Source organism: Rhodococcus sp. DMF-1, from assembly GCF_021441945.1.
Lineage (GTDB): Bacteria > Actinomycetota > Actinomycetes > Mycobacteriales > Mycobacteriaceae > Rhodococcus > Rhodococcus ruber.
Map to the genome: position 1 here is coordinate 2788715 of NZ_CP090442.1, position 25418 is coordinate 2814132.

Genomic DNA, 25418 nt, shown 5'->3' on the forward strand with positions numbered 1-25418 from the left:
TCCCAGCGTTTTGGAACAGGTTACAGTTCGGATCCGAGTGCGTGGCCCTCGCGTACCGCGTGGTGGACACTGCGCGGCGCGAGGCAGTCCCCGATCCGCACGAGCCCGGTGCGGTAGAGGCTGTCCTCCGGCAGACCCGGGGCGCAGTCGACGAGCAGCGCGCCCGCGACGTCGGTGCGCTGCCCGGTCAGCCGGTGCTCGAGTTCGACGGCGTCGGCGCCGACCCGGCGCACGGTGACCCCCAGATGCCGGGTGACTCCCGCTCGCTGGAGCCGGGCGTTGGCCGCGACCAGGTCGCCCGTCGGCGCGAGCCGGGCACCGGCGATCGGGTCCGTCGTCGCATACGAGACGTCGTACCCCTGGGCGGCGAGTTGTTCCGCGATGCCCACGGCGACGGGCCCGCCGACCGGATCCCACACCACCACCGGCCGCACGGGGATCGGGCCGCCGGCGAGCAGCCCCGCGGCGGTCACGACGTGCCCGTCCTCCGCCGGGTACTCGGGGGGCCGGTCGCGGCTGCCGGTCGCGAGCACGACGACCGTCCCCTGGGCGGCGGCCGCGTCGAGGTCCGCGGCGGCGACGGCGCTGCGGGTGTCGATCCGCACGCCGAGCGCGCGGCAGCGGACCTCGAGCCAGTCGACGAGTGCGGAGAGCGTGTCGCGTCCCGTGCCCACCGCCGCGGTGCGCAGCATCCCGCCCACGCGCCCGGCGCGTTCGACGAGACGGACCCGGTGACCGCGTTCGGCCAGCACGCGGGCGGCCTCGAGCCCGGCAGGCCCCCCACCGACGACGAGTACGTCGCGCGTCACGGCCGTCGGGGGCTGCGGAGTGCGGGTCTCGTGCCCGGCCTCCGCGTTGCCGATGCAGCCGACCCGGGGATTGCGGAAGTCGCGCACCAGGCAGGCCTGATTGCATCGCACGCACGGCCGGGGGGTGTGCCCGTCGCGCACGGCGGCGACGAGGTCCGGATCGGCGATCTGCGCGCGGGTCATCTCCACCAGGTCGCACACTTCGTCGTCGAGGGCGCGCTGCGCGGCGACGGGCTCGACGATGCTGCCCTGCAGGACGACGGGCACGGCGCCGGCCACGGCATCGCGGACGGCGCGGCACAGCCCGGTGTTGAACCCGGCCGGGGTGTGGGCGTCGGGCCGGTACACGCCGGGGGCGTAGAGTCCGCCGCGCACGACGGTGAGCAGATCCAGGTGCGGGGCGAGCACGGACGCGTGACCGGCGGCCTGCTCCGGTGTGATGCCGGCCCAGGGCGCCTCCTCGTCGCAGCTCAGGCGCAGCGCCAGGATCCGGCCGGGACCGAGTTCGGCGCGCACGGCCGCGATCACCTGTCGCAGCAGCAACGACCGGTCGGCACCGTAGCGGTCGGTGCGCCGGTTGGTCAGTCCCGAGAGGAACTGGCGCAGCAGCGAGTTCGGCCCCGCGTCCAGCTCGATTCCGTCGACGTCTGCCGCGACCGCGACGGCGGCGGCGGCGGCGAACCCCTCGACCAGCTCCCCGATCTCGTCGTCGCCGACCTCCATCGGCAGTTCGCGCCCGGCCGGGTCGGCCACCCGCGACGGTGCCCACAGCGGAGCCTGCGTCCACGCACTCGACCCCTGCAGGCCGGCATGGCCGAGCCCGGCCAGCACGAGGGTGCCGTGGGGCCGGCACGCGGCGACGATCGACGCCCATCCGGGGCCGCCCTCCGCGGCCAGGGGTGCCCGCTCGTACGGCTGGTCGTGCGGGTGCACGGAGGCGACCTCGGTGACGAGCAACCCGGCTCCGCCGCGGGCGCGGCGCTCGTAGTACGCCACGTGTTCAGGCGAAAAGGCCCTCCCCACACCGAGGTTGGTTTCGTGCGGTCCGAAGAGCACCCTGGCCGGCGCGTCGCGGCCGGCCAGGGTGATCGGTTCGGTGAGAGTGCCCATCGGCAGAGGGGACCGCTCAGATTCCGAGGTCGCGCCGGAAGTTCGGCGGGACGACGATGTCGTCGGGGGTCAGCTCGTGGATCGACGTCTTGCCGAGTCCGATGAGCGCCGAGCCGATGCCCCCGGCGAGGATGTCGAGGACGTTCTCCACGCCCGCCTGCCCGTTGGCGGCGAGGCCCCACAGGTACGCGCGGCCGATCAGGACGGCCTTGGCGCCGAGCGCGAGGGCCTTGACGACGTCGCTACCGCGCCGGATGCCGCCGTCGAGCAGCACCTCCACGTCCTTGCCGACCGCGTCGGCGATCGCCGGGAGCGCGCGGATCGGGGCCGGGGTGCCGTCGAGGTTGTTGCCGCCGTGGTTGGACACCGAGATCGCGGTGACGCCGGCGTCGACTGCGCGCTTGGCGTCGTCGACCCGCATCACGCCCTTGAGCATGAACGGCGCGTCGCCCCACTGCTCGCGCAGCCACGCGACGTCCTCCCACGTGGGCAACGGGGTGCCCATCCATTCACCGTAGGCGCCGAAGAACGTCGGCGCGCTGCCACCGGGCGGCGTCAGGTTCGGCGTGGTCAGGTCCGGCACCTTGCCGGTCTTGGCCCAGTCGAGCAGCCAGCTCGGCCGCAGGATGCCCTCGGGTGCGAACCGGAACATCGCCTTGAGGTCCATCTTCTCCGGGATCGCGGGGCTGCCCCAGTCCCGGCCGTTGGAGAACGACCAGTCCAGGGTCATGATCAGGCCCTTGGCGCCGGCCGCCCGGGCGCGCTCCATCCGCTGGACGAGCACGTCCCGGCTGCCCACCCAGTACATCTGGAAGAAGGTCTTGTCGTTGGCGGCGGAGACCTCTTCGATGGACTTGCTCGCGAACGAGCTCAGACCCATCGCGACGCCGCGGGCCGCGGCGGCACGGGCGACGGCGACCTCGCCGTCGGGGTGCACCGCCTGCACTCCGGTCGGGGAGATCAGCACGGGCATGCCGACGTCCTGCCCCATGACGTGGGTGCCCATCTCGCGCTTGTCGGACAGGCCCGCGACGTGCGGGGCGAAGCCGAGCTCGGCGAACGCGGCCGTGTTGTCCTCGACGGTGATGCCCTTCTCGGAGCCGGCCACGAGGGCCCCGTAGACGGACTTGGGGAGCTTCTTCTTCGCGCGTTGCTGCGCGACCGCAACGGTTTCGAACCAGTCGTTGCCCATGGGGGATCTGCCTCTCGTACTGCGGGGAAGGCGCCGGCTACTGCATTCCGGCGAGCGGGTTCTCGTCGCACGCCCGCGACGGCGGGCGCACCATCAGCTTCAGGGGGACGGGGGCGCGCGGGGTGCGGCGCTCGCCGGTGCGGGAATGGTCGACACTGGACTTGGGCACGGTGCGGTCGGCGCTGAGCGCGGATTCGCCGTAGCCCTGGACACATTCGGGGTCCGGCCCGTCCATCGGCAGACCGGTGAAGAACTTGGCGGCCATGCAGCCGCCGCGGCACGAATCGTAGAACGTGCACTTGCTGCACGCACCGCCGGTCTGCGGGGAGCGCAGCTCGGTGAACAGTTCCGAATGCTGCCATACCTGCTGGAATCCGCCGTCGGACAGGATGTTTCCGGCGAGGAACTTGTCGTGGATCGCGAACGGGCAGGCATAGACGTCGCCGACCGGGTCGATCAGGCACACCACCCGGCCCGCGCCGCACAGGTTCAGCCCCGGCAGCGCGCCGGCACCGTCGGCCCCGCCGAACGCGGACAGGTGGAAGAACGAGTCGCCGGTGAGCACGCCCTCGCCGTGGGCGACGAGCCAGTTGTAGAGCTGGCGTTGCTGCTCGTGGGTGGGGTGCAGGTCGTCCCACACGTCCACGGCGCGGCCCGACGGGCGCAGCCGGGTGATGCGCAGGGTGGCGCCGTACCTGTCGGCCAGGGCCTTGAACTCGTCGAGCTGGTCGACGTTGTGGCGGGTGACGACGACGGAGATCTTCGCGTCGCGGAAGCCCGCCTCGGCGAGATTCTCGAGTGCCCGTACGGCCATCGCGAACGAACCGGGGCCGCGCACGGCGTCGTTGACCTCGGCGGTGGCGCCGTCGAGCGAGATCTGCACGTCGACGTAGTCCGAGGCCGCCAGCCGCGCGGCGACCTTCTTGTCGATCTTGACGCCGTTGGTGGAGAACTTCACGCCCACCTGGTGTTCCGTGGCGTAGTCGACGAGCTCCCAGAAGTCCGAGCGCACGGTCGGCTCGCCGCCGCCGATGTTGACGTAGAACACCTGCATGCGCTGCAGCTCGTCGATGATGGCCTTGCACTGTTCGGTGGTCAGCTCACGCGGGTCCCGCCGACCGGACGAGGACAGGCAGTGCACGCACGACAGGTTGCAGGCGTAGGTCAGCTCCCACGTCAGGCAGATGGGGGCGTCGAGGCCCTTCTCGAACTGGTCGACCAGGCGGCCGACCTTCGGTGGGGCGGAAGCGTCTCGTACTGCGGCGGATTCGAGCACTGAGGTCATGGGCTGCGTCCTCGTCGGTGGCGGGCGGGAGGTGTGCGGGCAGGGTCTAGGCCGGCACGATCATGTGGGAGTCGGCCAGCGTGGCCAGCGCACGCAGGTACGGACGCTGCGCGGGCTCGTCGATTCCGTGGGCAGCGAGCGCAGCCCGTACGGACGGATGCTGATCGAGGGTTTCGACGACCCGGACGATCGTGGTGTTCTTCAGGAACGAGAGCTTGCGGGTCCCGAAGTGGTAGAGCAACGCCCCGAACGGCTCGGGGCGAAGCGCTACCTGCGGGTGCAGCCTCCACGTCGTGTCCGGATCGAACCCTGCCGAGTCGTCCTCGGTCGAGTCGATCACGGTGGCGGCGGCGTCGGCGGGCACGATCAGTACACGCCGCACATGCCGTCGATGGAGACCTCTTCCACGAGGGACTCCTCGATCAGGTCGGACTCGACGACGCTGTTGTCACGATCGGACATGACATTCCTCCTCGGATGGGGACTCCACGGTCGGAGTCGGTCGTCACAGGCCTGTTGCGCTGTGACTCGGTTCACCACTGTAATGGCATCGAGTGCAGAATGTCACCCATGGAAGGCTCACACCATGCGTAGCCGCCGGAAACCGTCCGCTCGGATAGGTCGTCGCCCCTCCACCTCGAGGGAGGGCCTCAGTGCGATCGGCATCGAACTGTTCCGCACCCAGGGGTTCGACGAGACCAGCGTCGACCAGATCGCGGAGACCGCGGGAATCGCCCGGCGCACCTTCTTCCGGTACTTCCCGTCCAAGAACGCCGTGCCCTGGGGCGACTTCGACGCCCATCTCGAGCAGATGCGCGCCCATCTCGACGCCCTGCCGCCCGAGGTGCCCCTCGCCGAGGCACTGACCTCGGCACTGCTGGACTTCAACACCTTTCCCGCCTCGGAGGCGACGTTGCACCGCGACCGCATGGGCCTGATCCTGCGGGTCCCGGCGCTGCAGGCGTACTCGGTGGTGATGTACGAGGGCTGGCGCCGCGTGATCGCGGAGTACGTCGCGCACCGCATCGGAGGCGCCACGGAGGACCACTACCCGCGCACCGTGGGCTATCTCGTCCTCGGCGTCGCGATGGCGGCGTACGAGCAGTGGCTCGCCGACGACTCCCTCGCCCTGCCCGATCTCTTGTCGGCCGGCATGCGCGCCCTCTACAGTGGCCTCGACGCGGCCGCGCCGTCCATCACCGGCCCCGACGTCCCCACCTCATCGAAAAAGGCTGCGCTGCAATGACTGTGCTCGACTCTCTCGCCCCCTGCCCGACCGGCCGGTGGTCGCACGCCCACGTCACGGTGGAACGGGTACCTGCGGGCCCGATCTCGCTGCGGCGCGACGCGGGACGACTGCACGTCACGCATTCCCTCGGACCGGAGGATCTCAGCGAACGCCTGGTCGCCGACGTCACCGCCTCGATCGCCGGCAGCGACCTCGGCCGGGAGGAGTTCGAGCTGACGATGGTCGGGCTGGTGCGCTCCACCGTGCCGGGCGCCCTCGATTCGTGGGTCACCTACTACCGCAACTCGCTGACCGAACTGCTCGACGGCACGGCCGAGTTCGCCCCGATCCACGACAAGGCCGCCGAACTCGTCCGTGGCCGCGTCCTCGATCTCGGCTCGTGCTTCGGGTTCCTCCCCCTGCGCCTGGCCCGCGCCGGGGTCGCCGTGACCGCCACCGACATCCTGCCCGGCACCATGACCCTGCTCGACGCGGTCGCGCCCCGCCTCGGCCTCGCGGTGGACACCCTCGTGTGCGACGCGGCCCACGTGCCCGTGCCCGACGACAGCGCCGATACCGTCACCGCGATCCACCTGCTCGAGCACGTCGACGCGGCCACCGGCGCGGCGGTCGTCGCCGAGGCGCTGCGGATCGCCCGGGAACGCGTGGTGATCGCCGTGCCGTTCGAGGACGAGGCCACGGCCTGCCACGGCCACGTACGCACGTTCGACCTGCCGGCCCTGCACACCCTCGGCGAATCGACCGGCCGCGCCTTCGAGGCCTTCGAACACCACGGCGGCTGGCTCGTGCTCGACGCGCGGTGACCGAAGGGCCTTGTGACCGAACGGCGCGGTGACCGAACGCCTTGTGACCGAACGCCTTGTGACCGAATGTCACATCGCGTCGGTCACATCGACGCGATGTGACATTCGGCCGCGCACACGGGGCGGGTCACTGGACGACGAGATCGCGACGGCGCAGCGCGCCGACCCCCGCCGTCGCCGTGAGCACCGCGAGACCCAGCAGGACCAGCAACGGCAGCATCCGCATCTCCGCGGCCGGCACCGGGGGTACGTGGACGAACGGCGACAGGTCCAGCACCGCCTGCGGCAGGTCCAGCAGGACGCCGAGCTGCCCGAGGAGCAACCACACGGCGAAGACACCCCATGCGACGCTCGAGGCGCGCCGCGGCACCACGCCCACGCACAGCACCGCCATCGCCCCCACCAGGAGAACGGCCGGGACGAACGCCAACGACGCCGGCAGCAGGTTGCCGAGCGATCCGGTGACGTCGCCGACCGTCAGACCGTACGAGACCGCCAGCGTGACGCCCGTGACGACCTGCAGCACGATCACCCCGATCGTCACCATGCCGATGTGGGCGAGCATCCACGGCACCCGGCCGAGGGCCGTCGACAGCAGCGGCTCGACCCGCCCGGATGTCTCCTCGCTGTGCGTCCGCAGCACGGCCTGCACCGCGTACCCGCTGGTGAACAACGCCATCATCAGGAAGATCATCGCGAAGTACGCGTCGGTGAGGGCTTGCGCCCCGCCGCCGAGCTGCTTCATCATGTCGGCGACGGCGCCGCCCTCGTCGAGGAAGTTGTCCATCTCGTTCGCGACGCTGCCGTACGTCGCGGCGAGAACGACGATGCCGAACGCCCACCACATCAAGGTCGTGCGCTGCACCCGCCACGCGAAGCCCCACGCGGTGGGCAGCCATGCCGCCGCGCGGTCCGGTCCCGGGCGCGGTTGCACCAGCCCGGCACCGTGGTCGCGCCGTCCGGTCAGCTCGTACGCGGACCACGTCGCCGCGACGGTGAACATCGCGAACAACACCAGGATCCACCAGGCGTCCTCGTCGAACGGCCGGATCTGCTGCGCCCACCCGATCGGCGAGAGCCACGACAGCCACATGCTCGTGACGCTGACCCCGTCGGGATCGACGGTGCCGGCGCTGTCACCGACGGCGCGGAGCAGGAACGCGAACCCCAGCGCGGCACCGGCCAGTCCGTTCGCGGCCCGGGCCCCCTCGACGACCTGCGCGCTCACCGCCGCGACGGCCGCGAACGCGATCCCGGCCGCCGCCGTCGCCGCCCCGAGTGCGACGGATCCGGACAGCGGCAGTCCGAAACCCAGGGAGACGATCGCGAGCAGCAGCGCGAGCGCGACATTCGCCGCCGTGGCCACGATCAGGGCCGCCGTGAGCAGGGCACGCCGACCGACCACATTGGCGCCGACGAGCTCCGCGCGGCCGGTCTCCTCGTTCTGCCGGGTGTGCCGGACCACGGCCATCGTGCTCATCAGACCCGCCCCCAGGGCCAGGAACAGCAGGGTCTGCGCCGCGACGACCGCGCCGAGGCTGTCCCCGGAGACCAGGCCGTTGGTGGCCAGCACCACCGGCGACACGGCGGAGCTGACGGCGATGAGGTGCAGGTCCTCCTCGGTCGGATAGAGCCCCTTCAAGCTCGACACCGAGATCGCGTACACGATCGTGATCGTCACCAGCCACACCGGCAGCTGCACGCGGTCGCGGCGGGCCGCCAGACGCACCAGCCGGCCGGTGCCGACGAATGCGGCACTCATGCGCCGTCCCCGTCGCCGACGGCCGGGCGGCCGTGTGCGAGGTGCTCGCCGGGGACGTGGATGTGCTCGCCGGGCAGGTCGTCCCCGTAGTGCCGCAGGAACAGTTCCTCGAGGGTGGGTGGGGTACTGGTGAGCGACGTGATGCCGAAGTCGAGCAGCTCGCGCAGCACCGCGTCCATCCGGGCCGTGTCGACCTCGCAGCGCACCCGCAGGCCGTCGACCTGCAGGTCGTGCACCCCGGGGACCGCTTCGAGCCCGGCCACCGGGCGCACGGTGTCGGCGACCACCGACGTGCGGGTCAGGTGTCGCAGTTCGGTCAGCGTGCCGGATTCGACGGTGCGGCCCTGCCGGATGATGGTCACCCGGTCGCACAGCGCCTCGACCTCGGCGAGGACGTGGCTCGACAGCAGCACCGAGCACCCGTCGGCGACGGCCTCGCGGACGCAGTCCCGGAACACCTCGTCCTTGAGCGGGTCCAGACCCGAGGTGGGCTCGTCGAACAGGAACAACTCCACATCCGAGGCGAGCGCGGCGACGATCGCGACCTTCTGCCGGTTGCCCTTGGAGTACGTGCGGGCCTTCTTGGTGGGATCGAGCTCGAAGCGTTCGAGCAGTTCGGCACGGCGGCGTTCGTCGATGCCGCCGCGCAGGCCGGCGAGCAGGTCGATCGCCTCCCCGCCGGTGAGGTTGGGCCACAGGTTGACCTCGCCGGGTACGTACGCGAGCCGCCGGTGCAGGTCCACCGCGTTGCGCCACGGGTCGCCCCCGAGCAGTTCGACCCGGCCGGAATCCGCACGCAGCAGCCCGAGCAGAATGCGGATCGTGGTGGACTTGCCGGATCCGTTCGGGCCGAGGAATCCGTGCACCTCGCCTCGGCGGAGCTCGAGGTCGAGACCGTCGAGAGCCCGAGTGGTTCCGAACGACTTGACGAGCTGTTCCACGGAGATCGCCGTCGACATGCTGCCGAGGCTACGCCCATTCGGGGGTCCGTGTGGCGACGATCCGCACAGCGCACGGGGTCGGGTGAACCCTCGCAAATCGGTCGTTTAGGCTTCGCCGGGATCGCTGATTTTCGAGGAACGGCACCGGTCGGTGCGCTGGAGAGGTGGGGGACGTGGCCGCACGGTTCGGTCGGGGAATCCGCAATGCGTCGGTCGGCGCGGCGGCGGTGTGCGCCATCGTCGCCGGAACCGGAACCGCGGGTGCCGCACCCGTCTATCCGGTGCCGCCGGCCGATCCGTTCTACCGCGCGGCCGCCGACATCACCCACGCACCGGCCGGCGATGCGCTCGAGGTGCGGCGCGTGCCCGCACCACCCGGCATCCTCGACGTCGAGGCGTGGCAGGTGCGGTTCCGGTCGACGGATTCGACCGGCCACCCGATCCCTGCGGTGACGACGGTCCTCGCCCCCGTCGGCAAGGCTCCGGACGGTCCGCTGCTGTCGTTCCAGCACGTCATCAACGCCCTCGGCACGCACTGCGCGCCGTCGCAGACGCTGTGGACGAGCGACCCGGATCTCGCCGTCCGGGAGGCTCCGGCCCTCAACGTGGTGCTCCGGCGGGGCTGGACGGTCGCGATCCCGGACCATCTCGGACCGAACAGCGCCTACGGCGCGGCTCGCCTCGGCGGGCAGATCACCCTCGACGGCATCCGCGCGGTGCAGCAGGTACCCGAGCTGCAGCTCGCCCACAGCCCGGTCGCGCTGGCGGGGTACTCCGGCGGCGGGATGGCCACCGGGTGGGCCGCGGCACTGGCTCCGACCTACGCCCCCGACCTGAACCTGGTGGGTGCGGCGATGGGCGGGGTGCCGATGAACATCCGCAAGATGGCCGAGGCGCTCGGCGAGAACCCGCACCCCGCCTTCGGTCTGGCGTTCGCGGCCGCGCTGGGTCTCGAACGCGAGTACCCCGAACGGATGCGGATCAGCGCCGACCTGACCCCTGCGGGTGTGGCGATGCGCGACGCCCTGGCCGACGCCTGCACCAACGACATCCTCGCGCGCGGTGCCGGTGGCAGCCTGCGGCAGGTGAGCACCAATGCCCACCTGGCCGACGATGCCGACGCGGTCGCCGTCGCGGAGGAGAACAGCCTCGAGCTGTACCCGGGCGTGCCGACGGTGCCCGTGTTCGAATGGCACAGCCCCACCGACGCACTCGTCCCGGTGGACTCCATCGACGCGACGCTCGACCGCTACTGCGCCGCGGGCGCGCCGGTGCGCCGCGTCGAGACCCCCAGTCCCGACCACATGTCGGCGGCGGTGCTCGGTCTGCCGGACGCGTTCGAGTTCCTGGGCGAGCGGTTCGACGGAGCACCGGTCACCGGAACCTGCTGAGTCTGGCCTGTCACCGCACTGCGCGTCAGATCAGGCCGCGCTTGCTGGCGGCGTACACGGCCTCGGCGCGGCGGCTCACGCTCAGTTTGCGCATGATGTTGCTCACGTGGAACTTCACCGTGGTGCCCGAGATGAAAAGGCGCTCACCGATCTTGGAATTGGACAGGCCCGCAGCGAGCAGCCGCAGCACCTCGAGTTCGCGCTCGGTGAGTTGTTCCTGCGGCGTGGTCTGCCCGTTGAGGGAACGCACCACCGCCGCGGCGCTGCGCGAGTCGAAGGCACTCTCGCCGCGCGACACCGCGCGGATCGCACGCACCAGCTCGGTCGTGTCGACGTCCTTCACGACGTACCCGCGTGCCCCGGCGTGCACGGCACGCACGACCAGCTGCTCGTCGAGGAACGTGGTGAGCACCAGCAGACCCAGCCCCGGGTGGGCCGCCGACAGCTGCCCGCACAACGTCAGCCCCTCGTAGTCCGACCCGGCGGAGAGCTTCAGGTCCATCAGGACGATGTCGGGCCGGACCCGGCCCACGAGGGTGAGCGCCTCGGCCTCGTGCGAGGCCTCGCCGACCACCTCGAGGTCCGGCTCCCGCTCGAGTATCGAGCGCAGCCCCTGGCGCAGGATCGCGTGGTCGTCGACGAGGACGATGCGGACCGTGCGATTCACCGTCCCGGCCGGGGTTGCCACGTTCATCGCTGATCTCCTGTCCGCGCCGCGGGTGCCGGCGCCGCACTGTTCCCGCTGGTTCCGGTCGTCTCGTCGGCGTCCCGCTCCGCGTCGACCGCCGGTTCGGGCACCGGGATGCGCACCGCCACCCGGACCCCGCCGAGGCGGGCGCGACGCACCTCGAGAGTGCCACCGAGCTCGTGCGCGCGGGCCTGCATGTTCGCCAGCCCGCGATGGCGGCCGTCCCAGTCGTTGTCCGCGGCGAGGCGCAGCATCAGCCGCATCCGCGCCGGGTCGCCGTCCCCGTCGTCGGCGACCGACAACAGCACCGAGTCCGGCCGGTAGGTCAGCCGCAGCACCACGCGCCGGGCGTTGGCGTGCACCGCGGCGTTGAACAGCGCCTCCCCTGCGATGCGCAGCAGCGAATGTTCGGCTTCGCCCGGCAATTCGACCGGCGGGCCGCCCACCCGGACGGTGATGTCGAGTTCGCCCGGCGTGTGCGCGCTGCACAGCTGTTCGAGCATCTCCGGCAGCGACGTGCGATCCGAGTCGGACGGGTGGTTGAGCGCGTAGATCGCCGAGCGCAGCTGCTCGACCGCGCGCCGGGTGAGCTCCTTGGCCAGGTCGAGACGCTCGCCGCGCTCGGCGTCGGGAATGTCGCTGCGGCACACCTCGATCTGCATGCCGGCCGACAGCACGGCCTGGGTGACGCTGTCGTGCAGCTCCCGCGCGATGCGGTGACGTTCCTCGTCGAGCGCCTGGTGCCGATGCGCGGCACCGAGTTGCCGTTGCGTCAATTCCAGCTGGCGCAACGTCGCCTCGAGTTCGGCGTTGCGGGCCTGCAGGTCTGCCGCCGCGCGATTCGCCTCCTGGTAGGCCTGCTCGGCCCGCCCGAGCAGCAGCTGGCCCCGCTGGTAGAGCGCGGAATTCTGCAGGGCCACGGCGGTCTGGCTGGCGAGGATCGACAGCACGGCGTGGTCGGTGCCGTCGATGGTGCGGTGTTCGGGTGTCCACGCGGCGATCGCACCCGCCACCCCGCCGTCGAGGACGATGGGGACGAAGGCCCGATGGGTGTCGACGGTGGCGTCCCGGCCGATCGAGCCGGATCGGATGTCCTCGAGGCAGCGCACCACGTCGTCGGGCAGGGGTGGGCCTTCGACGTTGTCGACGAGGAACGGGGTGGCATCGGGTCCGAGGACCAGCCGGCGCGGCCCTGCGTCGGGCAGGGTCCTGTCGGTCAGGGCGAAGACCACCCAGCGGGCGCTCAGGTGGGCACGCGCGGCCTCCGCCACGGCGCAGATCAGGGTCTCGGGGCCCTCGACGGTGCGTACCAGGGCACGCGAGATCAGCTCGAGCGCGTGAACAACCCGCTCGAGACGTTCGGCGGCTCCGCGGTACTGGGGATAGAACGTGGGTTTGCCGGAACGCAGTCCGGTCAGTCGCGACAGGTCGGGAGCGGTCACAACGCCGCCCGGAACAGCGCGACCATCTGCTCGTGCGTCGCTTCGCGGGGGTTGGTGGACATGCACGCGTCGCGCAGCGCGCCCGCGGCCAGACGTTCGAGGTCGGTCGCCTGCACCCCGAGTTCCCGCAGTCCGCGCGGCACCCCGACCTCGCGGGCGAGCCGTTCGACCCGGTCCGCGACGGCGAGTGCGGCCTCCACGGCCGGACCGCGGTGCTCGTCGAGCCCGAGCGCCCGGGCGATCGCGACGAACGGCTCGGGATCGGAGGCTGCGTTGAACCGGATGACGTGCGGGAGGAGCACTCCGTTGATGACGCCGTGCGGCAGGTCGAGCAGACCCCCGACCTGGTGGCTCATCGCGTGCGCGGCACCGAGGATCGCGTTGGTGAACGCCAGGCCGGCCTCGAGGCTGGCCTGCGCCATGATCGATCGGGCCGCCATCTCCCGGGGGTCTTCGATCGTGCGTACCAGCGTGTCGGTGACGAGACCGACGGCACGCAGGGCGTGGTGGTCGGTGAGCGGGTTGTGGGCGCGGGAGACGAACGCCTCCACGCCGTGAGTCAGGGCGTCCAGCCCGGTCGCGGCGTTCAGTTCGTCCGGCATGGTGGTCAGCAGCCGCGGGTCGATCACGGTCAGGTCCGGGACGAGTGAACGACCGATGATGGTGATCTTGGTGCCTCGGACGGTGTCGGTGACGACGCAGAACTGGGAGACGTCGGCGCCCGTCCCCGACGTCGACGGCACCACCACCATCGGTGGGATCGGAGCGGCCGCCCGGTCCACACCCTCGTAGTCGAGGATGCTGCCGCCGTTGGCGGCGAGCACCGCGATGCCCTTGGCGGCGTCGATCACCGAGCCGCCACCGAGCGCGACGAGCACGTCGCAGCCGTGGACGCGGTACGTCTCGTGTCCGGCGGTGACCTCGTGGTCCTTGGGGTTGGGGGTGAGATCACCCCACACGATCGGCGTGAGGCCCTGCTCGACGAGATGACCGCGCAGCTCGTCGACCCAGCCGGCCTCGATCAGCCCCGGGTCGGTGACCAGGAGGGGCCGGACCGCGCCGAGCCGAACCGCCGCGTGCGCCGCTTCGACCAGCGATCCGATCCCGAACACGATCTCCGGGGCGTGGAACTTGGCCAGCGTCGTCGCGGTGTGCTCCGATGCGACGGCCACTGCACACTCCTGACGATCCCGACTGCTGTGATCCAGCTTACGTGGCTTCCGAGCCTAGCCCCTCCACGACGGGTCGGCACCGGACCGAACGGCAGGGGCGATACCTGCCCGATCGGGTAGGTAGGTCCGAGTGTGGCCGGGCCTCCGCGAGCCGGCCGCGGGGTGAATACGAAGTGAATGCCACCACCGCGGCCTCCCCGAAAACGGGACATATAGGATGCACGTCGCAGGGGTGGACCGGATACGCAGGAAGCAGGCTGCGCACCGGCGGAAACGACCCTGGGAGAGCATCATCGACGACCGATGGATCGTGTGGTGGCACGAGGTGGACGGCGTCACGTGGCACGTCCACGACAACGAGGCCGCGGCGCTCGACTCGGCGTACCGGGCGCTCCACTCCGACCGGCGGGTCGGGGATCCGGTCATCGAACGCCCCAACCGCACCTTGGTGCTGGGCAGTGAGTTCGCCGCATACGTCCGGGCGCGGGAAGACGCGGAGGGCCGCACGGCGATCCGCGGCACCCACCGGGTCGAGATCCGGTACCCGCTCGGCGTGGACCGGTGGATCTCGCAGGGATGGACGTCGGAACGGCTCGCACGCGCAAATTACGACGAGGCCCTCGAGCACTTCCGCCCCGACCGGGTCCGGCTCACGAAGCGCGACCCCTGACCCGGTCGCCGGCCCACCTGTCGAACTCCACGAGCGGCGCACCGCGCACGCCGGAGATCGAAGCGTGCACGACGGACATCGGCAAGAACGCCAGGACGATCAGCAACATGGCGACCTCGTACGCCACGCTGCTGCGCGGATCCGGGCTCCCGTTCAACCGGCCGCGCAGCGCGGTCCACGCGATTCCGTGGACGTTGCCGACCATGATGGCCCGTATCGCTCCGAGGATCCCCTCGGCGGCGGACTTCCCGTACACGTCCACGAGGCGATCCCACGCCTCGGCCGTGGGGTTGCCCCGGGTGTCGGCATAGTGCTGGGCGAAAAGAACCGCAGCGACCTCGGAGTCGGGAACGTCGTCGAGGACCCCGGCCAGGATGTTCCGGATCTCGGCGCTGCTCATTCCGGCCCCGAGAGCGATCTTCGTGTGGGCGTAGGAGCAGGCGCCGCAGCCGTTCACCTCGGTCACCGCCAGCATGATCCGTTCGACGAACTCGGGGCTCAACTCGGCGCGCTTCCTGGCGCCGATCAGGTGCTTCATCGATCGAACGCCCCGGTAGAAGATCCAGTAGGCCTCACGGATCGAATAGTGCTTCTTCGCGAACTGCATCGTCGTCTTCCTCAACTGCGCCCGGGATGCCCGTGTGCCGGAGCACTCTCCCGTACGGCGGCCGGCCCGCCGGCGGTGGCGTGGGCGGACGGCGCGCACACACACCCCGGGGGGTATTTACCGGTCCATAGTAACCACCGGCCGTTGCCCCGCCGGAGCCGGACGGGTGCACACGCTCAACGCAGTGCGTGCCCGAGTTCCGCCGCCCGCGACAGCAGCTGGGCGGCGTCCCGGGCGACGACGACGCGATCGCACTCCTCGGCGTACTCGGGCATCGCGCACGTCGCCTGCGCCCAGTAGCGCTGGGGCTCCGGGGTGATCCAGGCGAGCCGGTGCACGCGACGACGCAGGTCGGCGAGCCGGTCGACGCGGGCGGGCAGGCCGTTGCAGCGCCCGTCGCCGACGACGAGCACACTGGTGCGCGAGTCGACGATGCCCGCGTGCTCGGTGAGCAGTTCGTCGAGCACCCGGCCGTAGTCACTGCTCGCCTCGAGGTCGAGGCCGGGATGCGCCAGCACGGCCGCGAGGGCGCCGTCGCCCGTGGCGGCCAGCAGTTCCCGCGTCACATCGACGGGCCGGTCGACGAACGCCAGGACGCGGCAGCGGTGGGCCCGGCCGTGCATGGCCTGCGCCAGGCGCAGGGTGAACGCGGTGATCGGGCGCACCGACAGGGACACGTCGGCGAGGATCAGCAACCGGACCCGGTCGGGACGCGGGGCACGCACGATCAGGTGGAACGGCACCCCCTCGGTGCGCATCCCGGCACGCGCCGTGCGACGCATGTCGAGCCGGCCGCGGGTCAGCTCGCGCGGCACCGGCCGCGCCGGGCCGCGCATGCGGCGCAGCACCTCGTGGCACGCCAGCTCGATCTCGGCCCGGGACGCGACGTCTCCGGCGGTGTCGGGGGCATCGGGCTCACCGTCCGGCAGCGGACCACCGAGCCCGGCCTGCGACAGCGCCGCGACGAACGCCTCGACGGCCTCGACGAGCCGGTTCAGTTGTGCCGCGCTGAGGGGTTCGTCTGCGTGGTCGTCGCCGTAGACGCGGCGCGGGTCGTAGGCGTCGAGCCACGCGAGGATGGATTCGGGATCGTCCCACGACAGCGACCCGACGACGGCGGCACCCGGGTTCGCGGCCAGCTCGCCGACCGCTGCGGTCCCGGCCCGATCCACGTCGACGGTGTAGGTGACCCCGCGCCGGCCCGAGTCGGCGCCCGTGTCGACCGACAGTGCCGCGTCGGACGAGGTCATCGAGACGTCGTCGTCGTCCTTGTGGGGATTGAAGCCCTTGTCCGCCTCCGGGGTGTCGAAGTGGTCGCCGACCTCCGCGGCACGCTCGTTGTACTCGGCGTAGCGCGCGACCTGCGGATCGTCGTCGAGCTCGAGCGCGGTCGGCAGGGACTCGGCGAATTGCGCTCGCGGCGAGGACTTCCCGTCCGTCACGCCGGCCGCGTCCGCCGCGGCGAACAGCGCGTCGAAGGCGCGGTCGAAACCGACCTGCTCGTGCGGGTACTTCGCGCACACCGCGCGCAGGCAGGCTCGCAGCACGTCGCGGTCGCGGGCACCGACGAGCCCGAGCACGCGGCGGACCTCGATGGTCTCGGCGGGCGAGGCGGACACCCCGTGCCGCCGCAGCAGGCGGCCGAAGACGGCGGCCACCACGTCGAGAGGGTACGAGGGGTGCATCGCCGCGAGCGGTGTCACGGGCGTCGTCGCGAGCGGTGTCACCGGCATCGGGTCACCGCCGCGCGCCGATGCCGACACCGCCGCCGCCGCGCCCGCGGAACACCGCGGTGGTGGTGTTGGCCGGCCGGGAGGCGACCGTGGCCCGCTCGGGTCGCTCCCCCGCAGGTTCGGCGGTCGTCGGTGCGGTGGTCGTCGGTGCGGTGGTCGTCGGTGCGGTGGTCGTCGGTGCGGGGGGTGGGGCGTCACCGCCGAGCCGGGCGCGGACCAGGTCGGCGTCGCCGGTGTACTTGAGCAGCGCGGCGAGCAGGATGTCCCGGATCTGCCGGAGGGAGGTGTGGTCGCCGCCGCCGCGCCGCAGCACGGTCGCGGCGCGCGCGGCGTCGATGACCTCCGAGATGGACGGGCTCTTGCGCAACGGCAGCTCCCGCAGGGTGCGGGCCAGGTCCACGACCTCGCCGGCGGTCACGGTGTCGACCTCGGGGGCCCGGGCGGTGACGATCTCGCGTTCGCGCTCGGGGGTGGGGTAGCCGACGTGGTAGTGCAGGCAGCGGCGCTTGAGGGCGGGCGAGAGTTCGCGGGTGTCGTTGGAGGTCAGGATCACCCACGGCGCGGACCGGGCCGTGAAGGTACCCACCTCGGGAATGGTGACCTGCCGCTCGGCGAGGACCTCGAGCAGCAACGCCTCCATGGATTCCTCGGTGCGGTCCACCTCGTCGACGAGGAGCACCACCGGCTCCGGAGACAGGATCGCCTCGAGCAGGGGACGCACGGCCAGGAACGTCTCGGAGTACAGGCCGAAGTCCTGCGCGGCGAGGAAGCGGGACGCGTCGGCGACGTCGGGGTAGGCGGCGAGCTGTTCGCCGATGCGGTCCCGCAGCATCTGCACGTGCAGCAGTTGCTTGGCGTAGTCCCACTCGTACAGCGCCCGGCTGTCGTCGAGGCCCTCGTAGCACTGCAGCCGTACCAGCTTGCGTCCGCCGACGGCGGCGAGCGCCTTGGCCAGTTCGGTCTTGCCGACGCCGGCCGGGCCCTCGAGCAGCAGCGGCCGCTCGAGCGCGGTGGCGAGGTGGACGACGACCGCGAACTCGTCGTCGGCGATGTAGTCGTGGCGGCGCAGCGCGTCGGCGAGTTCCGGTCCGCTGGTGAAGCTGGTCATCGGTGCTCCTGTGTCGTCGGCACTCGAGGTGGGTGTGTCCGGGGCGGGTGGCCCCGCCCCGGACACGGATCGGTCGGGCGGTGGGTCAGTAGGACCGGTTGATGCAGTGGTCGACGACGGGGATCATCGACTCGACCGTCACCTCGCGCGGGTTGCCCGGCGTGCACCAGTCGCCCTGGATGTGCTCGGAGATGGCGCGCACGGTCTTCTCGTCACCCTTGATGACGTCGCCGCGGCCGGCGTACTTGCCGGTGTTCATCCGGTTCTTCTCGTACGAGTCGACGCGCACCTGGCCGAAGTTGTCGGGGATGCCGACGTCCTTGGCGAGCCGGATGGCGGCCTCGACCGCGGCGTCCGCGGCCTGGACGGTGGTCATGTTGCGGGTGTCGACACCCATCGCGGTGGCGATGCGGGCGTAGTGCTCGTAGCGCGACGGGAGGTTGTACTCCCAGACACGGGGCAGCGCGATCGCGTTGTTGAGGCCGTGGTGGCTGTCGAAGAAGGCCGACGTGGCGTGCGAGATGGAGTGGACGATGCCCAGGCCGCCCGAGTTGAAGGCCTGCGCGGCGATGTACTGGGCGTTCATCATGCCCTCGCGTGCCTTGAGGTTGCGCGGCTCGAAGGTGGCCTCACGCAGGTGCTTGGCGACGAGCTCGATCGAGTACAGGGCGTTGCCGAGCGACGGGGCGAAGTCCAGCCGCGAGACGTACGGCTCGGAACCGTGGGCGAGGACGTCGAAGCCGCAGTACGCGGTGAAGTGCTGCGGGCAGGTGTAGTACAGCAGCGGGTCGTCGATGGCGAGGGTGACGATCGTGGCTTCGTCGAAGCCGACCCACTTGTGCGGGTGGTCCATGTCGGAGGTGTCGGTGATGACGTAGGCCCAGGAGGTCTCCGAGCCGGTGCCGGCGGTGGTGGAGACGGCGATGTGCGGCGGGTTCTCCTTGTTGGTGGACTTGGCGAAGCCCTCGAACTCGTTGATGTTGCGGCCGTCGTGGGCGATGACGACGCGGGCGCCCTTGGCGGCGTCGTGGCTCGAGCCGCCGCCGACGGAGATGATGGAGTCGCACTTCTCCTGCTGGTAGAGGGCGGCGGCCTCCATGACGTTGTAGTCCTTGGGGTTGGACTCGACCTTGTCGTACAGGACGACCTCGACACCCTGGTACTCGATCTTGCCGATCAGCTCTTCGATGATGCCCGAACCGCGCAGACCGGTCGTCATCAGCAGGGTGCGCTTGAAGCCCAGGTTCTTCGCCTCGACACCGATGATGTCGTGGGCACCGACACCCATCAGTGCCCGCGGGAAGGGGTGGAACTCCTTGATGGGGAAGTCCCAGATCTGGTTGAGTTCGATGGCCATCGCGTCTCTCCTGATGTGTCGGCCGGAAGTGGTGGTTCGAATGCGGCGTCCGGTGTGACCGGCGTCTCTTCGCTTCTCCACCTTCGGTCTCGATCACGCCCACGGAAAGGCCTTCGGGCCCGAACCGTCCGGTCGCGGCACCGAAGCCGTCCGGTCGAGCGGGGCGGCCTGCCCGATCGGGCAGGGGTCCGTTCCCGCTGATCGGGAGCCGACCGCAGGCCGACGCGCCCCGTCCCGGTAGCGTCGTGTTGCTGATAACCTGGAACTAGAACGCGTTCTAGATTGCTTCACCCGCACCACGGAAGGACCGACCTGGCCATGACGACAGTCGAGGTGCCGCACGGCTCGCGATCCGCGATCCTGACCGTCTCCGCAGTCATCGAGGAGACGCCGGACTCGCGCTCGATCGTCTTCGACGTGCCGGCCGAGCTCCAGGACAAGTTCGCGTACAAGCCCGGACAGTTCCTGACCCTGCGCATTCCGAGCGAGCAGACCGGCTCCGTGGCCCGCTGCTACTCGCTGGCCAGCTCCCCGTACACCGACGACGCCCCCAAGGTCACGGTCAAGCGGACCGTCGACGGCTACGGGTCCAACTGGCTGTGCGACCGGATCTCCGCCGGCGACCGCATCGAGGTCCTGCCGCCGTCGGGCGTCTTCACCCCGAAGTCGCTCGACCACGACTTCCTGCTGTTCGGCGCGGGCAGCGGCATCACCCCGGTCGTCTCGATCCTCAAGTCGGCCCTGACCCAGGGCTCCGGGAAGGTCGTGCTGGTCTACGCCAACCGCGACGAGGCGTCGGTCATCTTCGCCGAGGAGCTGCGCGCCCTGGCCGAGAAGTACCCGACCCGCCTGACCGTCGTGCACTGGCTCGAGTCCGTGCAGGGCCTGCCGTCCGCCGAGCAGCTCGCCACCCTGGCGGCTCCGTTCAGCAGCCACGAGGCGTTCATGTGCGGCCCCGGCCCGTTCATGGATGCCGTGCACCGGGCGCTGCAGATCGCGGGCATGCCGCGCACGCAGGTGCACGCGGAGGTGTTCAACTCCCTCGCGGGAGACCCGTTCGCCGACCACACGCCCCTCGAGGTGAGCGACGAGGAGGCGGCCGACGCCGCGACGGTGGAGGTCGAGCTGGACGGGGAAACCCACACGATTCCGTGGCCGCGCTCGCAGACCCTCGTCGACATCATGCTCTCCAAGGGACTCGACGTGCCCTACTCCTGCCAGGAAGGCGAGTGCGGCTCGTGTGCGTGCACCGTCCTCGACGGCAAGGTCGAGATGGAGCACTGCGAGATCCTCGACCCCGAGGACATCGAGGCAGGCTACGTCCTCGGCTGCCAGGCCCGCCCGGTGACGGACACCGTCAAGATCGTCTTCTGAGACGTCGCCGGTCCTCGTCTCAGCGGACGAGGACCGGCGTCTCCACCCGGTGGACGCCCGGCTTTCGTGGGCCGCGCAGCGCCACACCCGCCCCGGCGCCGAGCGCGAGCACGATCACGGCGCCGCCGTAGCCCAGCGTCGTCGCGGTGAGCCCGTACACGCCGGCCGCGAGGCCCGCGATCACCGCCGGCACGGAGAACGCGAGGTAGCAGACGACGAACGTGGTGGCGAACAGGCGCCCGCGCTCGTGTGGCGCCGCAAGGGCGCCGATGACGTTCATCGCTCCCAGGAACGCCGCGCCCCAGCCGAAGCCCGCGACGGCGGTACCGGCGAAGTAGGCGACGGCCCACCCGCCGAGCACGGCGGTCACGACGACGCCCACGCCGGCGGCCAGGATCACGGTCCCCGCGACGACGACGCGCCGCGGATCGAGGCCGCGCAGCATCGTCGCCGCCACCGAACCGGAGGCGAAGAGCGTGCAGATCGCCAGACCGGCGACGAGGCGGTTGCCGATCCCGAAGACCGTACCCACGATCGACGGCCCGAGGGACATGTAGAGCCCGCCGAGCGACCACGCCGACAGCAGGCCCGGCAGGATCACCAGGTACGGGCCCCGCACCCCGGCCGGCACGGACGCGCTCGGCAGCAGGCTGCGCAGCGCGGCCCCGCGGGACGCGAAGCCCGGCGCGGGCACCCGGTCGGGGACGAAGACGAGCACGACGGCCAGCGACAGCGCGATCACGACGACGAGGACGTAGACCAGCACGGTGGGAAAGGGCGCGAACTGCACGAGCAGCCCCGCCCCGGCCGCACCGAGGGCGAGCCCGAGCGACGGCGCGACACTGTTGACGAAGGATCCGAGCCGGGGGCTCGGTTGCAGGTCGATCACGGCGGCGCTCACGGCGCCGGTGGCGGCCCCGACCGCGAGGCCTTGCAGCACCCGGGCCAGGACGAGCCAGCCCACGTCGTCGGCGAGGACGAACACGCCCATGCTCACCACGAGCAGCAGCAGCGCCCCGATCAGCACGGGCCGGCGGCCGACGTGATCGGAGATCGAGCCGATCGTCAGCAGGGTGGCGAGCAGGGCCAGGGCGTACACGGCGAAGACGGCGGTCAGCATCCCCGGCGAGAAGCCCCACTGCTGCTGGTACAGCGGGTAGAGCGGGGAGGGAGCGGACGACGACGCGGTGAGCAGGAAGCTGGCCGTGCCGACCGCCAGGAAACCGTGACGGCGTGGCAGGGAGCGACCCGGCGTCGACTCCGGCATCGGACCTCCTCGGAACTCGTGGGAACGGTCGACAGTTCGTTGACCAAGGCAACGAACTAGTGGAACATGCCGCCCTCGGCGATCATTCCCCGCCCGGTCACTTCCCGGTAAAAACCGCCTCTCACCTGCGCTCGAGTGTTATCGCAGTGCAACGTCCCGGCCGTTGACCGACCGGTCGATCAGGTCTATACCGAAGGCAGGACCCGATACGCACGAGGAGGCTCGACATGTTCTCCGACAGCCGGCTACAGGACTACGTGGCCGTGATCCTGGGCGTCTTCACCGCCCTGTCCCCCCTGTGGGTCACCACCGACACCACGACGACGTGGACCCTCGTCGTTCTCGGCGTGCTGATCGCGCTGACCGGACTCGCGCAGATCGTCCGGCCCACGATGGCAGCGATCGACTACGCGATGGGTGTGCTCGGCGTGCTGTTGTTCCTGTCCCCCTGGGTCATGGGCTACACCGAGTACAGCGGTGCATCCTGGACGGCCTGGGTGGTGGGCGTGCTCACCGTGGTCGTCGCGGTAGCAGCGCTGCCCGCGATGAACGCCCGGATGCACGGACACGGCGGACTGGCCACGCACCACTGATCACACACCCCGCGTCACACACCCCGCGGACGGCCGGCATGCCGCCGTCCGCCCACGCCCCTGGCGCCGTCACATTCCCGCCCGTGCCCCCGGAGGTGAACGCCATGAGCACCCCGGGCTCGAAACCGCCGCGCCGTCGCGCCCGGCGGGACAACGCCGCGCGCGTGCACATCCTCGACGCCGCCGAAACCCTCTTCGCCGCCCACGGCTTCGACGCCACCTCGACGACGGCGATCGCCGTCGCCGCGGATGTACCCAAGGGACTGATCTTCTACTACTTCCCCACCAAGGAGTCGATCCTCGAGACACTCGTTGCCGAGCGGCTGCCCGCCGAACCGATCCAGGACGTCACCGGCCTCGTCTCCCCCGGCGACCCGGCGGCCAGTCTCGTCAACCTCGACGCCGCCCTCGACCTGCGTACCCACCACTCCTCGCTGCTCCGGGTGATCTGGCGTGAGGCCGAGAGCCACCCCGGACTGCGCGTCCCGCTGCGCCGGCTGCGGACCTCCCTCCAGGAGGCCACCATGCGGGTCCTGCAGGCCAGCGTGCCCGGCCCGATACAACCGGGCACCCTGCGGGCCTGCGCGACGACGTGGGTGTCGGCCATGTTCTCCGCTGCCACGGTCGACCGGCTGTTCGGTCTCGACGGCACCTCCCCCGACGAGCTCTGGGGCGTCGCGCGCCTCGTCGCCGCGGGCATGACCGGGATGGGCTGAGCGGGACGGCCGGTCAGCGCGTCTCGGCGCGTGGAGCCTCGTCGCCGGGCAGCCCCGCGGTCGGGTCGCCGATGCCGTCGACGAGCCGCCGGCCCGCCGGGTAGCCGAGGGCGCCGGGGGGCAGCTCGCCGGGCCTGCCGCTCAGGAACACCTCGACCCGCCCGCTGCCCGCCCACGGCCGGCCGAGGGCGTCGATGCGCCGCAGCGTCTGCGCCGCCACCGCTTCGGCGCTGTCGAACAGCCGTACCCCGGGCGGTAGGTGCGCGGCGATGACGTCGGCGACAAGGGGGTAGTGGGTACAGCCGAGGACGACACCACCCACGTCGGGCGGGGTGCGCTGCGCCGCCGCCGCGATGGCCGTGGCCGCGGCGGTGGTGTCGCCGCGGTCGATGGCGTCGGCGAGCCCGTGACAGGCCACCCCCACCACCGTGCGGTCGCCGGCGAACCGGGCGACGAGGTCGGCCTGGTATCGGCTGGCGGTGGTCGCGGCGGTGGCCCAGATCGCCACCGACTCGCACGCCGCGGCGGCCGGCTTGATCGCCGGCACGGTTCCGATCACCGGGATCTCGTCGCCGAGGGCCTCGCGCACATGCTCGAGCGCGGTCACCGAGGCCGTGTTGCACGGCAGGACGACCACCTCGGCACCCCGGGTCACGGCCCGCTCCGCGGTGCGCACGACCCGGTCGATCACCCAGTCCCCGGGCTTCGGGCCCCACGGGGCGCCGTCCGGGTCCATCGACAGCATCAGGTCCAGCTCGGGACGCAATCGGCGCAGCCAGGCAGACGTCGGCAGCAGGCCGAGACCCGAGTCGATGAGCGCAACGATCACCCTACGAATCTAGCGTTCGCCGACGCGGCGGCTACGACGTGGGCGCGAGGATCTCCGTGATCGGTGCGCCCGCGGCGATCTTCCCGCGCATCTTCATCACCTGCCCGGGCAGTCCCGCGCCGACCACCCCCGTGAGACGGCCGTCGCGTTCGTAGTAGGCGAGGAACTTGCGGCCGTCGTCGCGCACCACGTGCACGGTGTCGTCGGCCCGGATCGCTCCGAGCGCCTGGATCTTCACGTCGTACTGATCGCTCCAGAAGTACGGCACCTGCGCGACCGGATCGACACCGGAGCCGAGCAGCGCGCCGGCGAGCACCTTCGCCTGCTCACCGGCGTTCGTCCAGTGCTCGAGCCGCGCGCGGCGGCCGTCCGAGACCTCCCATGCCGCGACGTCGCCGACCGCCCACACGTGCGGGACGGACGTGCGGCCCACGCCGTCGCACACCACCCCGTCGTCCACGCGCACGCCCGAACCGTCGAGCCAGTCGGTGACCGGCACCGAGCCGATACCGACGACGACCACGTCCACGTCGAGTTCGGTGCCGTCACCGAGGACTGCCCCGGTGACCCGGCCGTCGCCGCGTACTTCCCGCACCCCGACGCCCGTGCGGACCTCGACGCCCTCCTCGGTGTGCAGCCGGGCGACCAGCGCGCCCACCCGCTCGCCGAGCACGGACGCGAGCGGGGTGGCCTGCGGCTCGACCAGCACCACGTCCATGCCCCGCCCCCGCAGGCTCGCCGCGACCTCGCACCCGATGAACCCCGCGCCGACGATCAGCGCCCGCCCGCCCGGGACGATCCCCGCGCGCAGGGCCCGGCTGTCGTCCAACGACCGCAGCACGTGCACTCCGGCGAGCCCGTCCGTGCCGGGCAGCGGCCTCGGCCGCAGTCCGGTGGCGATGATCAGCTCGTCGAAGCCGACGCTCTGCCCGTCGGACAGGGCGAGGGTGCGGGTCGCGGGGTCGAGCTCCCGCGCCCGCACGCCCAGCCGCAGCTCGATGCGCTGTTCGTCGAAGAACTCCCGGGGCCGCAGCGTGGTGTCGTCGGTGCCGCCCCGGACGACCTCCTTCGACAGCGGCGGCCGGTCGTAGGGCAGGTGCGGTTCGTCGCCGATCAGGACGAGCTCCCCGTCGAATTCGCCGCGACGCAGTTCCTCGGCGGCGCGCACCCCCGCCAGTCCGGCCCCGACCACGACGATCCGCTGTACTCCCGTCACACCCACCCGCTGCGCCCTCTCCTCCGGCAGTGACCCACGCCACCACAATCCGTGCAACTGTTTTACCAAATCCGGGGATTCCCGGACAGGGCGTCCTTCGCGCG

The 25418-nt window shown here is 71.4% G+C and carries 24 protein-coding genes; 7 read left to right on the forward strand and 17 right to left on the reverse strand.

All coding sequences use genetic code 11. The features are described from left to right. Positions 1 to 20 precede the first annotated feature (20 nt). Genes LZP97_RS12565 through mftA form a run of 5 tightly spaced genes read right to left on the reverse strand, consistent with a single transcriptional unit; the run spans position 21 to position 4858 of the window. Positions 21 to 1919 (reverse strand): mycofactocin system FadH/OYE family oxidoreductase 1, encoded by a 1899-nt coding sequence (locus tag LZP97_RS12565; RefSeq protein ID WP_040272191.1) that lies wholly within the window; start codon positions 1917 to 1919, stop codon positions 21 to 23. A 16-nt stretch (positions 1920 to 1935) separates the two neighbouring features. Next, positions 1936 to 3111, reverse strand: a complete 1176-nt coding sequence (gene mftD, locus LZP97_RS12570) for a pre-mycofactocin synthase MftD (RefSeq protein ID WP_010591950.1) — start codon at positions 3109 to 3111, stop codon at positions 1936 to 1938. 37 nt (positions 3112 to 3148) lie between these two features. Next, positions 3149 to 4396 (reverse strand): mycofactocin radical SAM maturase, encoded by a 1248-nt coding sequence (gene mftC / locus LZP97_RS12575; RefSeq protein WP_010591951.1) that lies wholly within the window; start codon positions 4394 to 4396, stop codon positions 3149 to 3151. A gap of 46 nt (positions 4397 to 4442) precedes the next feature. Next, entirely contained in the window at positions 4443 to 4778 is a 336-nt protein-coding gene (mftB, locus tag LZP97_RS12580; RefSeq protein ID WP_010591952.1) for a mycofactocin biosynthesis chaperone MftB, read from the reverse strand. Beyond that, positions 4763 to 4858 carry a mycofactocin precursor MftA gene (gene mftA, locus LZP97_RS12585; RefSeq protein WP_010591953.1) on the reverse strand — a complete coding sequence of 32 codons (96 nt, stop codon included), beginning with the start codon at positions 4856 to 4858 and terminating at the stop codon, positions 4763 to 4765. Before mftA ends, mftB begins: the two co-directional genes overlap by 16 nt. Positions 4859 to 4982: 124 nt before the next feature. On the opposite strand from mftA, the gene mftR reads away from it, so the two are divergent. Both mftR and mftM read left to right on the forward strand, forming a co-directional pair. Further along, on the forward strand, positions 4983 to 5642 hold the full coding sequence (gene mftR, locus LZP97_RS12590) for a mycofactocin system transcriptional regulator (protein WP_010591954.1): 660 nt from the start codon (positions 4983 to 4985) through the stop codon (positions 5640 to 5642). Further along, positions 5639 to 6448: a mycofactocin oligosaccharide methyltransferase MftM gene (gene mftM, locus LZP97_RS12595; RefSeq protein WP_010591955.1), complete on the forward strand. Its 810-nt coding sequence runs from the start codon at positions 5639 to 5641 to the stop codon at positions 6446 to 6448. The genes mftR and mftM overlap by 4 nt, the downstream gene beginning before the upstream one ends. A gap of 127 nt (positions 6449 to 6575) precedes the next feature. Here the strand turns inward: mftM and LZP97_RS12600 are convergent, their stop codons facing one another. Together LZP97_RS12600 and LZP97_RS12605 are read right to left on the reverse strand one after the other, a co-directional pair. Beyond that, positions 6576 to 8210 (reverse strand): ABC transporter permease, encoded by a 1635-nt coding sequence (locus tag LZP97_RS12600; protein ID WP_048773946.1) that lies wholly within the window; start codon positions 8208 to 8210, stop codon positions 6576 to 6578. Continuing rightward, positions 8207 to 9169 (reverse strand): ABC transporter ATP-binding protein, encoded by a 963-nt coding sequence (locus LZP97_RS12605; protein WP_010591957.1) that lies wholly within the window; start codon positions 9167 to 9169, stop codon positions 8207 to 8209. The genes LZP97_RS12600 and LZP97_RS12605 overlap by 4 nt, the downstream gene beginning before the upstream one ends. 155 nt (positions 9170 to 9324) lie before the next feature. Between LZP97_RS12605 and LZP97_RS12610 the strand changes: the two genes are divergently transcribed. Further along, positions 9325 to 10542 (forward strand): lipase family protein, encoded by a 1218-nt coding sequence (locus LZP97_RS12610; protein WP_412177619.1) that lies wholly within the window; start codon positions 9325 to 9327, stop codon positions 10540 to 10542. 25 nt (positions 10543 to 10567) lie between these two features. Here LZP97_RS12610 and LZP97_RS12615 read toward each other — a convergent pair whose 3' ends face one another. Genes LZP97_RS12615 through LZP97_RS12625 form a run of 3 tightly spaced genes read right to left on the reverse strand, consistent with a single transcriptional unit; the run spans position 10568 to position 13844 of the window. Next, positions 10568 to 11236 (reverse strand): MadR family response regulator transcription factor, encoded by a 669-nt coding sequence (locus LZP97_RS12615; protein ID WP_010591960.1) that lies wholly within the window; start codon positions 11234 to 11236, stop codon positions 10568 to 10570. Continuing rightward, positions 11233 to 12672 (reverse strand): MadS family sensor histidine kinase, encoded by a 1440-nt coding sequence (locus tag LZP97_RS12620; RefSeq protein WP_010591961.1) that lies wholly within the window; start codon positions 12670 to 12672, stop codon positions 11233 to 11235. Before LZP97_RS12620 ends, LZP97_RS12615 begins: the two co-directional genes overlap by 4 nt. Then, positions 12669 to 13844, reverse strand: coding sequence for an iron-containing alcohol dehydrogenase (locus LZP97_RS12625; RefSeq protein ID WP_010591962.1), 1176 nt, complete (start codon positions 13842 to 13844; stop codon positions 12669 to 12671). The genes LZP97_RS12620 and LZP97_RS12625 overlap by 4 nt, the downstream gene beginning before the upstream one ends. Before the next feature lie 310 nt (positions 13845 to 14154). Between LZP97_RS12625 and LZP97_RS12630 the strand changes: the two genes are divergently transcribed. Beyond that, entirely contained in the window at positions 14155 to 14514 is a 360-nt protein-coding gene (locus tag LZP97_RS12630; RefSeq protein ID WP_234420101.1) for a hypothetical protein, read from the forward strand. Here LZP97_RS12630 and LZP97_RS12635 read toward each other — a convergent pair. The 4 genes from LZP97_RS12635 to mdo form a co-directional block, all read right to left on the reverse strand. Further along, complete coding sequence (locus tag LZP97_RS12635) at positions 14495 to 15121, reverse strand: carboxymuconolactone decarboxylase family protein (RefSeq protein WP_017679995.1); 627 nt, start codon at positions 15119 to 15121, stop codon at positions 14495 to 14497. The genes LZP97_RS12630 and LZP97_RS12635 overlap by 20 nt on opposite strands. 176 nt (positions 15122 to 15297) lie before the next feature. Further along, positions 15298 to 16854: a MadC family VWA domain-containing protein gene (gene madC, locus LZP97_RS12640; RefSeq protein ID WP_048773962.1), complete on the reverse strand. Its 1557-nt coding sequence runs from the start codon at positions 16852 to 16854 to the stop codon at positions 15298 to 15300. A 4-nt stretch (positions 16855 to 16858) separates the two neighbouring features. Continuing rightward, the gene (locus LZP97_RS12645) at positions 16859 to 17962 is read right to left on the reverse strand and encodes a MadB family AAA-type ATPase (RefSeq protein WP_017679997.1); all 1104 of its coding nucleotides are present in this window, start codon (positions 17960 to 17962) and stop codon (positions 16859 to 16861) included. 85 nt (positions 17963 to 18047) lie between these two features. Further along, the gene (gene mdo, locus LZP97_RS12650; protein ID WP_010591966.1) at positions 18048 to 19319 is read right to left on the reverse strand and encodes an NDMA-dependent methanol dehydrogenase; all 1272 of its coding nucleotides are present in this window, start codon (positions 19317 to 19319) and stop codon (positions 18048 to 18050) included. Between the two features lie 318 nt (positions 19320 to 19637). On the opposite strand from mdo, the gene LZP97_RS12655 reads away from it, so the two are divergent. Then, positions 19638 to 20693 (forward strand): ferredoxin--NADP reductase, encoded by a 1056-nt coding sequence (locus LZP97_RS12655; protein WP_010591967.1) that lies wholly within the window; start codon positions 19638 to 19640, stop codon positions 20691 to 20693. A 19-nt stretch (positions 20694 to 20712) separates the two neighbouring features. Here LZP97_RS12655 and LZP97_RS12660 read toward each other — a convergent pair whose 3' ends face one another. Next, positions 20713 to 21960 (reverse strand): MFS transporter, encoded by a 1248-nt coding sequence (locus LZP97_RS12660; protein WP_048773949.1) that lies wholly within the window; start codon positions 21958 to 21960, stop codon positions 20713 to 20715. Positions 21961 to 22187: 227 nt separating this feature from the next. Between LZP97_RS12660 and LZP97_RS12665 the strand changes: the two genes are divergently transcribed. Further along, complete coding sequence (locus LZP97_RS12665; RefSeq protein ID WP_010591969.1) at positions 22188 to 22553, forward strand: SPW repeat domain-containing protein; 366 nt, start codon at positions 22188 to 22190, stop codon at positions 22551 to 22553. A gap of 104 nt (positions 22554 to 22657) precedes the next feature. After that, on the forward strand, positions 22658 to 23269 hold the full coding sequence (locus tag LZP97_RS12670; protein ID WP_010591970.1) for a TetR/AcrR family transcriptional regulator: 612 nt from the start codon (positions 22658 to 22660) through the stop codon (positions 23267 to 23269). A gap of 13 nt (positions 23270 to 23282) precedes the next feature. On the opposite strand, the gene LZP97_RS12675 is transcribed toward LZP97_RS12670, so the two are convergent. After that, positions 23283 to 24098, reverse strand: a complete 816-nt coding sequence (locus LZP97_RS12675) for a glutamate racemase (RefSeq protein ID WP_010591971.1) — start codon at positions 24096 to 24098, stop codon at positions 23283 to 23285. A 31-nt stretch (positions 24099 to 24129) separates the two neighbouring features. Next, on the reverse strand, positions 24130 to 25320 hold the full coding sequence (locus tag LZP97_RS12680; protein WP_010591972.1) for an NAD(P)/FAD-dependent oxidoreductase: 1191 nt from the start codon (positions 25318 to 25320) through the stop codon (positions 24130 to 24132). Positions 25321 to 25418 lie beyond the last annotated feature (98 nt).